The sequence below is a fragment of the Rhizobium sp. ZK1 genome (genome assembly GCF_047782645.1).
Taxonomy (GTDB): domain Bacteria; phylum Pseudomonadota; class Alphaproteobacteria; order Rhizobiales; family Rhizobiaceae; genus Rhizobium.
The window spans coordinates 787,893-801,592 of sequence record NZ_CP180586.1; the positions used below are offsets into that span (position 1 = coordinate 787,893).

General features: G+C 62.0%; 15 protein-coding genes. 7 read left to right on the forward strand and 8 right to left on the reverse strand.

Features of this window, described 5'->3' with window-relative positions; translation table 11 throughout:
* Positions 1-20 precede the first annotated feature (20 nt).
* The gene (locus ACK9YZ_RS04055; protein WP_216757442.1) at positions 21-926 is read right to left on the reverse strand and encodes a S1C family serine protease; all 906 of its coding nucleotides are present in this window, start codon (positions 924-926) and stop codon (positions 21-23) included.
* A 131-nt stretch (positions 927-1,057) separates the two neighbouring features.
* Positions 1,058-1,966, reverse strand: coding sequence for an AraC family transcriptional regulator (locus ACK9YZ_RS04060; protein WP_416066812.1), 909 nt, complete (start codon positions 1,964-1,966; stop codon positions 1,058-1,060).
* 116 nt (positions 1,967-2,082) lie between these two features.
* Here ACK9YZ_RS04060 and ACK9YZ_RS04065 point away from each other — a divergent pair, with 116 nt between their 5' ends.
* Entirely contained in the window at positions 2,083-3,036 is a 954-nt protein-coding gene (locus ACK9YZ_RS04065) for an SDR family NAD(P)-dependent oxidoreductase (protein WP_216757443.1), read from the forward strand.
* Here the strand turns inward: ACK9YZ_RS04065 and ACK9YZ_RS04070 are convergent.
* Positions 3,033-4,655 (reverse strand): ABC-F family ATP-binding cassette domain-containing protein, encoded by a 1,623-nt coding sequence (locus ACK9YZ_RS04070; RefSeq protein ID WP_216757444.1) that lies wholly within the window; start codon positions 4,653-4,655, stop codon positions 3,033-3,035. The genes ACK9YZ_RS04065 and ACK9YZ_RS04070 overlap by 4 nt on opposite strands.
* Before the next feature lie 165 nt (positions 4,656-4,820).
* Between ACK9YZ_RS04070 and ACK9YZ_RS04075 the strand changes: the two genes are divergently transcribed.
* The 3 genes from ACK9YZ_RS04075 (at position 4,821) to ACK9YZ_RS04085 (ending at position 6,164) form a co-directional block, all read left to right on the forward strand.
* The gene (locus ACK9YZ_RS04075) at positions 4,821-5,252 is read left to right on the forward strand and encodes a DUF1801 domain-containing protein (protein ID WP_416065760.1); all 432 of its coding nucleotides are present in this window, start codon (positions 4,821-4,823) and stop codon (positions 5,250-5,252) included.
* A 9-nt stretch (positions 5,253-5,261) separates the two neighbouring features.
* Positions 5,262-5,696 carry a DUF1801 domain-containing protein gene (locus tag ACK9YZ_RS04080; protein WP_216757446.1) on the forward strand — a complete coding sequence of 145 codons (435 nt, stop codon included), beginning with the start codon at positions 5,262-5,264 and terminating at the stop codon, positions 5,694-5,696.
* A gap of 93 nt (positions 5,697-5,789) precedes the next feature.
* Positions 5,790-6,164, forward strand: coding sequence for a VOC family protein (locus tag ACK9YZ_RS04085; RefSeq protein WP_216757447.1), 375 nt, complete (start codon positions 5,790-5,792; stop codon positions 6,162-6,164).
* Between the two features lie 10 nt (positions 6,165-6,174).
* Here ACK9YZ_RS04085 and ACK9YZ_RS04090 read toward each other — a convergent pair whose 3' ends face one another.
* Positions 6,175-7,014 carry an alpha/beta fold hydrolase gene (locus ACK9YZ_RS04090; RefSeq protein ID WP_416065761.1) on the reverse strand — a complete coding sequence of 280 codons (840 nt, stop codon included), beginning with the start codon at positions 7,012-7,014 and terminating at the stop codon, positions 6,175-6,177.
* Between the two features lie 242 nt (positions 7,015-7,256).
* Between ACK9YZ_RS04090 and ACK9YZ_RS04095 the strand changes: the two genes are divergently transcribed.
* Complete coding sequence (locus ACK9YZ_RS04095; RefSeq protein WP_416065762.1) at positions 7,257-7,877, forward strand: CGNR zinc finger domain-containing protein; 621 nt, start codon at positions 7,257-7,259, stop codon at positions 7,875-7,877.
* A 21-nt stretch (positions 7,878-7,898) separates the two neighbouring features.
* Here the strand turns inward: ACK9YZ_RS04095 and ACK9YZ_RS04100 are convergent, their stop codons facing one another.
* Both ACK9YZ_RS04100 and ACK9YZ_RS04105 read right to left on the reverse strand, forming a co-directional pair.
* The gene (locus tag ACK9YZ_RS04100) at positions 7,899-8,573 is read right to left on the reverse strand and encodes a class I SAM-dependent methyltransferase (RefSeq protein WP_416065763.1); all 675 of its coding nucleotides are present in this window, start codon (positions 8,571-8,573) and stop codon (positions 7,899-7,901) included.
* 96 nt (positions 8,574-8,669) lie between these two features.
* The gene (locus tag ACK9YZ_RS04105; RefSeq protein ID WP_416065764.1) at positions 8,670-9,533 is read right to left on the reverse strand and encodes a DMT family transporter; all 864 of its coding nucleotides are present in this window, start codon (positions 9,531-9,533) and stop codon (positions 8,670-8,672) included.
* Between the two features lie 110 nt (positions 9,534-9,643).
* Here ACK9YZ_RS04105 and ACK9YZ_RS04110 point away from each other — a divergent pair, with 110 nt between their 5' ends.
* Together ACK9YZ_RS04110 and ACK9YZ_RS04115 are read left to right on the forward strand one after the other, a co-directional pair.
* Positions 9,644-11,050 carry a PLP-dependent aminotransferase family protein gene (locus tag ACK9YZ_RS04110; RefSeq protein WP_416065765.1) on the forward strand — a complete coding sequence of 469 codons (1,407 nt, stop codon included), beginning with the start codon at positions 9,644-9,646 and terminating at the stop codon, positions 11,048-11,050.
* 16 nt (positions 11,051-11,066) lie between these two features.
* Positions 11,067-11,531, forward strand: a complete 465-nt coding sequence (locus tag ACK9YZ_RS04115; RefSeq protein ID WP_416065766.1) for a hypothetical protein — start codon at positions 11,067-11,069, stop codon at positions 11,529-11,531.
* Positions 11,532-11,544: 13 nt separating this feature from the next.
* On the opposite strand, the gene ACK9YZ_RS04120 is transcribed toward ACK9YZ_RS04115, so the two are convergent.
* On the reverse strand, positions 11,545-12,417 hold the full coding sequence (locus ACK9YZ_RS04120) for a Pnap_2097 family protein (RefSeq protein ID WP_416066813.1): 873 nt from the start codon (positions 12,415-12,417) through the stop codon (positions 11,545-11,547).
* A gap of 2 nt (positions 12,418-12,419) precedes the next feature.
* The gene (locus ACK9YZ_RS04125; protein WP_416065767.1) at positions 12,420-13,691 is read right to left on the reverse strand and encodes an MSMEG_0569 family flavin-dependent oxidoreductase; all 1,272 of its coding nucleotides are present in this window, start codon (positions 13,689-13,691) and stop codon (positions 12,420-12,422) included.
* Between the last annotated feature and the right edge of the window lie 9 nt (positions 13,692-13,700).

Genomic DNA, 13,700 nt, shown 5'->3' on the forward strand with positions numbered 1-13,700 from the left:
TCTCTGATCGCCGTTGGGCTTTACTGCATCAGCGGCTTCTTGAGAAAGCTGTTGCGGTCAGCCGATTTGATGCGCAGCCAGGCTTCACGACCGTTCCGTAGCACGCGTATCGGGATTTCCGACCCCGCAGGCCCGCTCTTCCAGACCTTCCGGTAGAAATCGGCAAGCCCGTCCACCTCGCCGTCGCGGATTTCCGAGATGACGTCGCCCTGCTGCAGGCCGGCCTCAGCGGCAGGGCCGCCCTTGGCAACGCTCATGACCACCACTTCGCCATTGCTTTCGGCCGAAAAGGCGCCGAGCCACGGGCGCGGCGGCCGGTCAATATGGCCGCGGTGCAGCACGTCGTCGAGGATCGGCGGCAGAAGGTTGATCGGCACGACCATGTTGATGTCTGCGACCTCTTCGTCCTGGATCATCTGCAGGCGCAGGGAACCGATGCCGAGCAGCTTGCCCTCGTCGCTGATGAGCGCCGCGCCGCCCCAGGAGGGGTGGGCCGGTGCGATGAAGATCGCCTCGTCGAGCAGATATTCCCAGTAGCCCGCAAATTCCTGCTTGGCGACGATATGGGCCTGCACGAATTCGCCCAGGCCATCGGCAAGGATCACCGCGTCGCCGACCTTGGTCTTGACCTTGTCGCCGATTTCGACCGCCGGCAAGTCGAGGGGCGCAAGCGCCTGAATGAGGCCGAAGCCGGTTTCCTGATCGTAGGCCAGCGCATGGCCGGGCACGACCTTGCCGTCCTGGCGCGTCAGCCAGATATCGTCGGCTTCGGTGATCAGGTAGCCGATGGTGAGCACCAGCCCGTTATCCCTGATGACGACGCCACTTCCTTCCCGGCGGGTGCCCAGCGTATTGGCGGTGAAGGCATCTTCGGGGATGGTGGCGCGAACGGCCACAACTGACCGCAGGATCCTGTCGATATTCATGGTTTCATCCTCGTAAGGCGTGGCACCAAGGCCCGGAATGCAGCGAGGGCCGGCAAGGGCCGGACGCATACCATTCCCTCTATAGGTATGAAACGACAGTCGTTTCTGCAAGACCCGCGGCCTGTGGTCTTTTACCCCGCTGCTTCCCGGCTGTATTGCCGGGGCGAGCGCGCCATCACCCGCTTGAAGGCGGTGCTGAAGGCGCTTTCGGACACGTAGCCGAGCGAAAGGGCGATCATGCCGATCGGTTCGTTGCTGTTTGTCAGCCGCTCGCCTGCCAGCATCATACGCCAGCGGGTGAGATAATCCATCGGTGCGGCTCCGACCTTCTCCTTGAAGCGCTCGGCAAAGGAGGAGCGTGACATGCCGGCCAACGTGGCAAGCTGCTGCAGCGTCCAGCGCCGCGCCGGCTCGGCATGCATGGCGCCGATCGCGAGGCCGATCTGCCGGTCGGCGAGCGCAAAGAGCCAGCCGGTGCCTTCGGTATCGGGTGCGGCAAGATAGAGCCGCAGGATCTGCATCAGCATGATATGCGCCAGATGCTCGGTCATCAGGAAACCGCCCGGATGCCGGCCACGCAACTCGCGCGCCATCTGGTCGATCGCAAAGCGCAGAACCGAAGCCTGATCCGAATGTTCGCTGATATGGACGACCGGCGGCAATATGCCGACAAGCAGATCCGCGCCGGCGCCGGAAAAGCCGAAGCGGCTGCCAACCAGGAAGAAGGCGCCGCCGCCGTTGCAGATGGCAACCCCATCCTTCGCATGCGCATAGATATCATGGGCCGGGATCGTCGGCAGGCTGCGATCGCTCATCATGCGGAAGGGCCGGCTCTGCGTCAGCAGGAAACAATCGCCCTCTTCGAGCAGGATGGGCTCGACGCCCTCTACCTCCAGCCAGCAGCTGCCCGAAAGCAAGGCATTGAACTTGATGCCTTGCGGCGGCGGAAAATCGATCGCCCAATCGCGTCCGGCATCGAGCCCCAGAGAGACATAGCTCTTCGGCTTCAAGAGCGCCAAGACATCGGAAAGGGGATCCACGGAAGGAGAACTCATGCCAAAATCCAGACGATCACAAACATATCATGGACTTTAACGCATAGATCGTATGCGCGCCACCGCATTAGTCTCCGGCCGAAAGCAGAAAGGAGACATCAATGGAAAACGCGCAACACCCCATCGGCTCCGGTTTCGGTGCTCGCTCGACGGCTGACGACGTGCTCGCCGGCATCGATCTCACGGGCAAACTGGCAATTGTCACCGGCGGCCATTCCGGCCTCGGGCTGGAGACGACGAAGGCGCTGTCGCGGGCAGGCAGCCATGTGCTGATCGGCGCCCGCCGGCCCGAAGAGGCGGCCAGGGCGCTCGCCGGTATCGCCAATGTAGAGATAGAAAGGCTCGATCTTTCCGATCTCGAAAGCGTGCGGCGGTTTGCCGAGCGCTTCGTCGCGTCGGGGCGCAAGGCCGATATGGTCATCAACAGCGCCGGCATCATGGCCTGCCCGGAAACGCTGACAGGGCCGGGCTGGGAGGCGCAGTTTGCCACCAACCATCTCGGCCACTTCGCGCTCGTCAATCGCCTCTGGCCGGCGATTGCAAGCGGAGCCCGTGTGGTTGCCGTCTCCTCCGGTGCCCATGGCATCACGCCTATCCGTTGGAATGACGTCCAGTTCTCCGAGGGTTATGACCGGTGGCGGGCCTATGGACAGTCGAAGACCGCAAATGCGCTCTTTGCGGTGCAGCTCGACAGGCTTGGTAGGGACGCAGGCATACGCGCTTTCTCGCTGCATCCCGGCAAGATCCTGACGCCGCTGCAGCGTCATCTTGATAGGGAGGATATGGTGGCCGCCGGCTGGATCGACGCCAAGGGCAATGCCATCGACCCGAGTTTCAAGACGCCCGCACAGGGTGCCGCGACACAGGTCTGGGCTGCAACCTCGCCGCAGCTCGAAGGGCTCGGCGGCCTCTATTGCGCCGATTGCGATGTCGCCGTCATCTCGGACGACGGCGCGGAAACCAGCGTGCGCGCCTATGCCGTCGATCCCGACGAGGCGGCCCGATTGTGGGCGCTCTCGGCAGAGTTGACTGATATAGACGCTTTCAGCCGTTAAGCGTGGATGCCGGGCGCTTCGTAACCGGTGCGCTCGACATACTCGGTATAGCCGCCGCCATACTGGTGGATGCCATCGGGCGTCAGTTCCAGCACGCGGTTGGAAAGGGCTGCAAGGAAGTGGCGGTCGTGCGAAACGAACAGCATCGTGCCCTCGAAATCGGCAAGCGCCTTGATGAGCATTTCCTTGGTGTCGAGGTCGAGGTGGTTGGTCGGCTCGTCGAGCACGAGGAAGTTCGGCGGGTCGAACAGCATCTTCGCCATGACGAGGCGGGCCTTCTCGCCGCCCGAAAGCACGCGGCAGCGCTTGTCGACGTCATCTCCCGAAAAGCCGAAGCAGCCGGCGAGCGCCCTGAGCGGCGCCTGGCCGGCAAGCGGGAAGGAATCCTCCAGCCATTCCAGCACGGTGCGCTCGCCGTCGAGCAGGTCCATGGCGTGCTGGGCGAAATAGCCGAGCTTCACGCTGGCACCGAGCGCCACACTGCCGGCATCCGGATCGGCAGTGCCCGTCACCAGCTTCAGCAGCGTCGACTTGCCGGCGCCGTTGACGCCCATGATGCACCAGCGCTCCTTGCGGCGCACCATGAAATCCAGCCCCTCATAGATGGTGCGGCTGCCATATTTTTTGTGCACGTTCTTGAGGTTGACGACATCTTCGCCCGAACGCGGCGCCGGCTGAAATTCGAAGGCCACCGTCTGGCGGCGCTTCGGCGGCTCGACGCGCTCGATCTTTTCCAGCTTCTTCACACGGCTCTGCACCTGCGAGGCGTGGCTGGCGCGCGCCTTGAAGCGCTCGATGAACTTGATTTCCTTGGCAAGCATCGCCTGCTGGCGCTCGAACTGCGCCTGCTGCTGTTTTTCGTTCTGGGCCCGCTGCTGCTCGTAGAAGCCGTAGTCGCCGGAATAGCTGTTGAGCGAACCGGCATCGATCTCGATGATCTTGGTGACGATGCGGTTCATGAACTCGCGGTCGTGCGAGGTCATCAGCAGTGCACCCTCATAGGTTTTTAGGAATTCTTCCAGCCAGATCAGGCTTTCGAGGTCCAGATGGTTGCTCGGCTCGTCGAGCAGCATCACGTCCGGCCGCATCAAAAGAATGCGGCCAAGCGCCACGCGCATCTTCCAGCCGCCCGAGAGCGCGCCGACATCGCCGTCCATCATCTCCTGGCTGAAGCTCAGGCCCGCCAGAACCTCACGCGCCCGGCCTTCCAGCGCATAGCCGTCCAGTTCCTCATAGCGCGCCTGCACTTCGCCGTAGCGCTCGATGATCTGGTCCATCTCGTCCACGCGATCAGGATCGGACATGGCAGCTTCCAGCTCGCGCAGCTCGGCAGCGACGATACTGACGGGGCCGGCGCCTTCCATCACCTCGGCAACCGCGCTGCGGCCGGCCATTTCGCCGACATCCTGGTTGAAATAGCCGATCGTGACGTGCTTTTCGACTGAAACCTGGCCTTCATCCGGCAGTTCTTCGCCGTTGATCATGCGGAAAAGCGTCGTCTTGCCGGCGCCGTTCGGGCCGACGAGACCGATCTTTTCGCCGCGGTTCAAGGCGGCCGTGGCTTCGATGAAGAGGATGCGGTGGCTGTTCTGCTTGCTGATATTGTCGATACGGATCATGTCTAACGCGGGTGCTTCAAGAGAATTTGGCGCCCTTATGCCACGGGTTTTCGCTCCTGTCGCAGTTTTTCCGCGTTATGAAGCTGTGATGTTGGAAGCGACCCGCCCGGTGTGACTGGAAATCCGGTGATCCCTCCTTATTATCCCCCGCGGTGGAGGAACCCTATGGTCGACAAAACGACTGACAAACAGGCAGAGCCGCGACTGCTTTCCGGCGGCAATCCGCAGATCGCCAAAGGCGAGGGCGATGGCCCGGTGCGGGCCTATATTGCCGCCATGCCCGGCTGGAAAAGCGAGGTCGGCCGCCGCCTCGACGGACTGATCATGCGCACCGTTCCCGATGCTCACAAGGCCGTCAAATGGAACTCGCCGCTCTACGGCATGAAGGGCGACGGCTGGTTTCTCGGCATCCACTGTTTCAGCAAATACATCAAGGTCGCCTTCTTCCGTGGGGCCAGGCTCAAGCCGGTTCCGCCGGGAGAATCCAAGACCGCCGAAACACGCTATTTCCACATCCACGAACAGGATGAGATCGACGAGGCGCAGTTTACATCATGGGTGAAACAGGCAAGCCTGCTGCCCGGCGAGAAAATGTAGGGAGAGACCATGAAGAAGGCGACGACGACGAAAAAGGAAGCGGAACCAAAGGAAGCCTCTCCCGCCGAACGCATCGATGCGAAGATCAAGGAGCTCGGCGATTGGCGCGGCGAAACGCTTGCCCGTGTCAGAGCCATCATCCGCGAGGCCGACCCGGAGGTAGAGGAAACGTGGAAGTGGAGGGGTGTCCCGGTCTGGGAACATGCCGGCATCATCTGCACCGGCGAAACCTATAAGGCGGTGGTCAAGCTGACCTTCGCCAGGGGCGCTTCGGTGGAAGATCCTGCTGGCCTTTTCAACTCCAGCCTTGAAGGCAATACGCGTCGCGCGATCGATATCCGTGACGGGGAGGTGATCGATGAAGCGGCGCTGAAGGCGCTGGTGCGGGCGGCAGTGGCGCTGAACACGGCGCGCAAACCAGCGTCGAAGAAGGCAAACGGCTAGATCGGCCCAAAGGCATTTCGTGCCGCAACCGGTCATTGCCGATATAGCAAAGCGTCCTATCTGGGATCCTGTCGAATCACGTCGTAGGAACCAATGGGGCGGCTGAAGGAAATCGTCATTGATTGCGATGTTCCCTCCCGCGTCGCCCGCTTCTGGGCCGCAGCGCTCGATGGTTACGCGGTGCTGCCCTATGACGATGAGGAGATCGCCCGCCTTGCAACGCTCGGCCTGACACCCGAAACCGACCCAGTGGTGATGGTCGAAGGCCCAGGCACACGCCTCTGCTTCCACCTTCGCCGGGGAGAGCGGCCGGCCCGCAACCGCGTTCATCTCGATATCGCAGCCGACGACCGGCCAAAAGAGGTCGCGCGCCTGATATCGCTCGGCGCGACCTTCGTGCGTGAGACGGCTGACTACACCGTGCTGAACGATCCCGAAGGCAACAATTTCTGCGTCACCTCCGGATAGTCGGTCGGCCTCAGCCGAGGAAATCGCGGATCGCAGCGGCAATTTCTTCCGCATGCGTTTCGAGCGCGAAATGGCCGGTGTCGAAGAACTTGATCACGGCATCGGGAATATCGCGGGCGAAGGCTTCCGCGCCCGGCGGCAGGAAAAAGGGATCGTTCTTGCCCCAGACGGCGAGGAAACGCGGCTTGTACGTGCGGAAATAGTCCTGGAAGGCCGGGTAGAGCGCCACATTGCTCTTGTAGTCGCCCATCAGATCGAGCTGCACATCTTCCGCGCCCGGACGCGAGAGATAGAAATTGTCGAGCGAATAACCGTCTGGCGAAACCGCGGTCGGATCGGCAACGCCATGCGTATACTGCCAGATCGTCGTTTCCGGTCCGAGGAATGCTTTGAGCACGGTCCGGTTTTCTGCGCTCGCATCCTGCCAATAGGCCCGCACCGGGTTCCATGCCTCGCTGAGGCCATCGACATAGGCATTGCCATTCTGCGAGATGATGCCTGTGATCCGCTCTGGATGCTTCACCGCCAAGCGGAAGCCCGTCGGCGCGCCGTAATCGAAGACATAAACTGCGTAGCGATCGAAGCCGACGATCTCGGTGAAGCGGTCGATCGTCTCTGCAATGCTGTCGAAGCTGTTGACAGCGGGATCGCCGGACTGGCCGAAGCCCGGAAGATCAGGGGCGATGATGTGATAGCGATCGGCAAGCAGCGGGATAAGATCGCGGAACATGTGGCCGGAGGTCGGGAAGCCATGCAGCAGCAGGAGTTTCGGAGCGCCCCTCGCGCCGGCCTCGCGATAGGCGATCTTGATGCCGTCGACGGTGGTGTTGCGGTAGCTGATCTTGGTCATGGTCATGTTTCCTTCGGTTGAGATGAGGGGCGATATGTCGGTCGTTCAGGGTGCGGCCACTGTTGCCGCCGCCTCGCGGACGACCTTCTCTTTCGTTTTAAATTGGTAACCGTTTAAAGCGATACAGAATGGTTACTACCCAGGAAGGTAACTTGTCAAAGGCCTTTTGAGCGGTTACACGTTGGTCACGTTTCGAAAGGGGCTGCTTTGGATTGCAGACAGCAGCCGGAAGAGGACCTGTGATGGATAACCACTCTCCCGCCGTTTTTCTGGGTGACGCACCGGCGCTGGATTTTCTGAACTCGGTGTCAACACCCGTCGATGTGCCTGTCGACGCGATCGAGGACGGGGAAGGATTGCTGCACTGGCTCGATCAGGCAAAGCTCGTCTCGCCGGAAACGCTCGAGGCCATACGGGCTCAGGCGCTGCCGGGAGAATTGGACAAGGTCGCCGATCAGGCGAGGAATTTGCGCGAGTGGTTCCGGACCTTCGTCCGTGAGCACAGGGGAAAACAGTTGAGGCGCGACGCCCTGGCTGAGCTCGAACCGCTGAACCGTCTGCTGGAGCGTGACGAAGGTTACAGCCGCGTCGTGGCGCGGCAGACCGATGAAGGCGAGGTCTTCGACTTCCAGCCCATGCGCAAATGGCGCTCGCCGGAAGCGCTGTTGCTACCGGTCGGCGAGGCGCTCGGCCGTTTTGTTTGCGACGAGGATTTTTCCAATGTGAAGGCCTGCGAAGGCCCGTCCTGCACGCTGCTGTTTGCCGATCACACCCGTGGTCACCGCAGGCGCTGGTGCAGCATGGCGCTCTGCGGCAATCGCGCCAAACAGGCCGCCCATCGCCACCGGGTCAGGCAGGCTTGAGGGCCGCGACAGGCAGCTTGGTTAGGCATAAGCCACCCAACCTCTGAAGCTGAAGGCCGCGTAGAACAGGGTGACGTCTGAAAAGCCTGCCGCGCGCAGCATGGCCTCCTCATCTTCTGGGGCGAGGATTTCAAGCCTTTCCCGCATGGCCTTGCGGGCATTGTTCAGCCCGGCAGGGTCCGCCCCATCGGGTGCGCCATAAGCGATATGCCGATCGATCCACATCGACCGCTCCGGCTCGTTTTGCGGGAAACTCATATGCGCAACAACAAACGGCGCATCCGTTTTCAGGCGGCGCCGAATTTGCTGAAGTGTTTCAAGGCGTTGCTCGATGGGGATATGATGGAAGGTCAGCAGGCATGCCGCCGCGTCGAACGGACCCTCCGGCGCGACACCGATGCTGCCCTCGTGAAAACCGAGGCGTCTGCCGTGGTCGCCGGCGACCTGCCTCGCCAGTTGCAGCATGTCGGCGGAGGGATCCACACCGTCAAAAGTCCAGCCCTCATGCGCCTCGGCAAAAGCCTTGAGTTCCAGTCCGCCGCCCGCACCAAGCACGAGCACCCGGCCGTTCCCGGGTGTCCGCTCCGCCATCAGCATCGCTGCCATGCGATGCAGGCTTGAGAAACCCGGAACCTGGCGCGGCGGACCTTCGAGATAGGATTTGACGGCATCCCCGGTGAAGGGGGATGCCGGCATGCGGGTCGCAGATCTGTCAGGGGTCGGGGATGGGCGGTCATCTTTCATCATGTAACTGTAGTTATTACATGACATCTAGACTGTCAATTCGCGAGCTTATTTCGCAAACTTCCTCGCCCCGGCCACGCAGAGAATGACGGCGACCGTCACGGCAAGCATGGACCAGCTCACCGTTTCGCGCAGCAGCGTTGCCGCAAGCGCCAGCCCGAAGAAGGGCTGCAGCAGTTGCAATTGGCCGACGGCTGCGATGCCGCCCTGTGCAAGGCCGCGATACCAGAAGATGAAGCCGATCAGCATGCTAAAGAGCGAGACATAGGCGAGCCCCAGCATGGCGGGCGTTTGGATATCGGCGAAATCAGGCGGCCGGTAGGCGATAGCCGCGACGATCATTACCGGGAGCGATACGACGAGCGCCCAGGAAATCACCTGCCAGCCGCCGAGCCGGCGCGACAGCCTGGCGCCTTCGGCATAACCGAGCCCGCAGACGATGACGGCGCCGAGCATCAGCGCATCGCCGACAGGCGAGGCGGTGAGCCCCTGTGTCAGCGCGAAGCCTGCGACCAAGGCGCTGCCAAGCAGGGAGAAAAACCAGAAGGCCGGCTTCGGCCGCTCGCCGCCCCTGATGACGCCGAAGATCGCGGTCGCCAGCGGCAGCAGGCCGATGAAGACGATGGAATGCGCCGAGGTGACATGCTGCAGCGCCAGTGCCGTCAGCAGGGGAAAGCCGACGACCACACCAAGCGCGACAACGACGAGCGAGATAAGATCCTGCCGCGAAGGCCGCTTTTCCCGGAAGGCGATCAGCAGGCAAAGCGCCAGGATGCCGGCAATCGCCGCTCGCGCCACCGTCAGAAAGACCGGATCGAGCTGCATGACGGCCACGCGCGTGGCCGGCAGCGATCCACTGAAGATGAGCACGCCGATAAAACCATTGATCCATCCGGTCGCTGTGCGATCCATGCAAGACTCCCTGACTGTCTATCCCTCGCTTATCGCTTGTTCGTGCTGGTGTTGCCAGCCACAGTTCGATACAGTTCACGCAAACTGTTATGGTTGGGGAAACAGTACGGATGGACGGGCAACTTCAGGCGGGAAGCCGGGTCGGCATGGTGATGGGGACTGTCCGCCAGCGCATTGCCGGCCGCAGTCTCACGCCCGGCGCCAAGCTGCCCTCGATCCGGGCGCTGTCGGGAAGCCTGAAAGTCTCGGCCTCGACGGTGGTCGATGCCTATGAACGGCTGGTCGCTGAAGGCGTGATTCTCTCCCGCCCGGGTTCCGGCTTCTATGTCGCCAACCAGGCGGCACCGCTCTCGCTTGCCGATATCGGCCCGAAGCTCGATCGCGCCGTCGATCCCTTCTGGGTGTCGCGGCAATCGCTGGAGGCGCACGAAAGCGATCTGAAGCCCGGCTGCGGCTGGCTGCCGCCAGCATGGTTGCCTCAAGAGACCATCCGCCGAACCCTGCGATCCCTGTCACGGGCCGATGCCGCAAGCATCGCCGACTATGGCTCGCCGCTCGGCCTCAAGCCGCTGCGCCAGCTGATTGCACGCCGCATGGCCGATCGCGGCGTCGAGGCCTCGCCCGACCAGATCATACTCACCGAATCCGGGACCCAGGCGATCGATTTTCTCTGCCGCTTCCTGATCGAGCCGGGCGATACGGTGCTGGTCGATGACCCCTGCTATTTCAATTTTCATGCGTTGCTCAGAGCCCACCGCGCCAAGGTCGTCAGCGTTCCCTACACACCCTCCGGTCCCGATATCGAACTCTTCGCCGCCGCACTCGCCGAGCACCGGCCACGCCTCTACATCACCAATTCCGCGATCCAAAATCCGACCGGCGCGACACTCTCGCCGGTCACGGCCCACCGGCTGCTGAAGCTCGCCGAGCAGCACGGCCTTACCATCATCGAGGACGATATCTTCGCCGATTTCGAACTGACGCCGGCGCCACGCCTTGCCGCCTTCGATGGCCTCGACCGTGTCATCCATATCAGCAGTTTTTCCAAGACGCTCTCGGCCGCCGCACGCTGCGGATTCATCGCCGCCAAGCCCGAATGGATCGAAGGCCTGACCGATCTCAAGATCGCTACCTCCTTCGGCGGCGCACGGCTGAATGCCGAACTGGTGCTGGGGGTGCTGAGCGACGGCACCTACCGCAAACACACGGAAAGCCTGCGCGGTCGCCTCTCCAAGGCGATGTTCGATGTCAGCGCCCGGCTGAAAACCTTGGGCATCCGCCCCTGGCTGGAGCCGCAGGCCGGCATGTTCCTCTGGTGCCGCCTGCCGGATGGTCTCGATGCCGCCGTTGTGGCGCGTGCGGCACTTGCCCGCAATGTCGTGCTGGCACCCGGTAACGCCTTCAGCCTGTCACAATCGGCCACCGGCTTCATGCGCTTCAACGTTTCCCAGACGCTTGATAACAGGGTGTTTGATGTGCTGCAGGACGCGCTTAAGCAAGCGGAACCGTCCAACTGAAGGGAGTTGTGGGGCTATGGCAGAAGCAAAGGTGACGGATGGAAGCGTTCTGGAGGAAATCGCCAGAATCCTGAACGACGGCGCCTTGAATTATAATGTTTTTCTGAAATGGTTTGAAACGCCGTTGCCGCAGGCGCAAACGTCAACGATTGCAATCGAAAATGCCTTGGGAGCAGCAGTAAAGATAGGCGGTATTGAAGAAGTCCAACGAGCATTGGTCTGGTCATTGATAGAGAATGATTTGCTTTATCCTGGTGATGATGGCGCAGGACCTTCCGAACTGGCGATTAAATCCGAAAAACTGGCCACCTTGCTGCATCTGCTCAAAGAACAAGTCAACGCACTGGCTCACAAGGCAACAAAAGTTGAATCTTTCTGGTTGTCGAATGGGCATCCTACATACCCAGTGTTTTGGGACTTCGCATTCCTCTTCATGACCGACACTGACGCAACCGTCTTGATAGGTTCGAGCTCAGATTAACGAGCGCACTTTATCAGCTGCTCCGCCACTCCATGAAAGCCTTGCCGATGACTTTGCCATCATCCTCGCGCCGCAGCCGGCAGTGAACTCGATAGCGGTCTGGCGAGAGCCCCATCATTTCCACCCGCACGACCTCGCCGGCGCGGATGTTTCCCGAGAAGAAGATCTCCCGACGCGTGATCTGCGAAAGCTCAGGAAACCACCGCCCGAAAGCGCGGTCGGTGAGCGCCTGGAATTCGGCGAAGTAGAACAGTCCTGCGCCGTTGAATTCCTGCGATGCATCCGGCTCGAAACGAAAGCCGCGTAATGCCTTGGCCGGATTGGCCGGCAGGCCGAAATGCGTGTCCAGTGTGCCGGCGCGCAGCAGTGACGCGGTCCTTGCCAACGCATTATCCTCGGCAGCCGCCGTCAGGCCGGGCAGGGGAACGCGGGCGATCGAGTAATTGTCGCCCTCCCGCATCCGGCAGACGAAGGTCGAGATCAGTTCCACCTCGCCGATCAGGTTGCCGCGCACGAAAAGCCGGTGACGGGTCGAGACCTGCGTGCGCGAGACAGGCGAGAGCGCCGAGCGGATCGTCAGCACGTCATTGGCACGCACCGCATCGAAGTTCGCATGCTCCAGCGACGTCGCGCAGATCGCCGCATAGGCCTCGCCGCCATCGGGCGTGCGGAAATCGGCATTCTCCATGCCGAGATGGCGCGCGAGCATCAGCCAATGCCGATGCCCGAGCTCCTTCATCGCCCAGGTTTCCGACAGGCCTGCCGGTGTCAGATGCGGCATGCCGATCAGCACATGCGGCGCGAGCGCCTGATCCATGAGCTCACGCGCTGAGGGCTCTGCCACCGAGAGCTTGGATGAATGAAAATCGAGGATCGCGACATTCATGTTCAAGCGCTGGCCGCCTGTTTCAGGGTCGGCCGGGAGGCCTCCAGATGGCCGGCGAGGTGGTTCACCACATGCTCGGCATCCTTGCCGACGGCGAGGAACCGGCCGGAACCCCAGGTCCAGAGCCAGGGCAGGCCGAGCACATAGACGCCGTCAATGCCGGTCACGCCGCGCCGCTGCACCGGATAGCCGGTGCCGTCGAAGATCGGCAGGCCGACATAGGACCAGTCGGGCGAAAAGCCGGTCGCCCAGATGACGGACGTGATACCTTCCGCCTTGAGATCGAGTTCCGCCGGTTCGCTGTCCGGTTCCCAGAGCGGGACATAGACACTGGCCGGCGGCGCATCGATGCCCTTTTCCGCGATATGCCGGTCGATCAGCGCATTGATGCCGTTATAGACCCGGTCGGCATTGTCGAGATTGGCTTTGAGGTTCGGCTCGAACAGCATTCGCCCACCCGAGACGCCCTCCATCCGCCCATAGAGCGACATGCCCTCCAGCGCGAATTTGCGCAGGTCGATATCGCGCCCGCCATCGCGGCCGGTGAGGTAATGGTTGGTGTCGTGCTTCTTCTTGGTCATGCCGTCATGCTCGACGGTGATGTCGTACTGGCCGACATCGGCGAGCCAGTCGACCACATCGCGGCCGCGATAGAAGCGGGCACAGCGCGGCGCATTGCCCGTCACCATATGCACCTTGCGGCCGGCCAGATGCAGGTCTTCGGCGATCTGGCAGCCGGACTGGCCGGAGCCGACGACGACGACGGCACCATCAGGCAATTGGCCGGGATTGCGGTAATCGGCCGTGTGGATCTGCAGGATATCGTCCGGCACGCGTTCGGCGGCCCGCGGAATGGCCGGCGCGCTGTAGAGGCTGGTGGCGATGACGACGCTGTCGGCAGTCACCGTGCCCGCCGACGTTGAGAGCCTGAAGAGATCGCCTGCCTTTTCCAGCGAGGTGACGCTCGTGCCTTCCAGAACCGGCGCATTCACCTTTTTCACGAAGCGGTCGACATAGGCGATGATCTCGTCCTTCACCATGAAGCCGTGCGGGTCCTCGCCGTCATAGGGGTGGTCGGGCAACTGGCATTGCCAGTTCGGCGTCACGAGGCAGAAGGCGTCCCAGCGCTCGTTTTTCCATTTATGCGCTACGGTCTTCTTCTCGAAGACGACATGGTCGATGCCGTGTTTCTTGAGGTAGTGGCTGGCCGAAAGCCCGGCCTGACCGCCGCCGATGACGACGGCGCTGTAATGCGGCTTGAGGGAAAAGGTCATGGGTCGGGT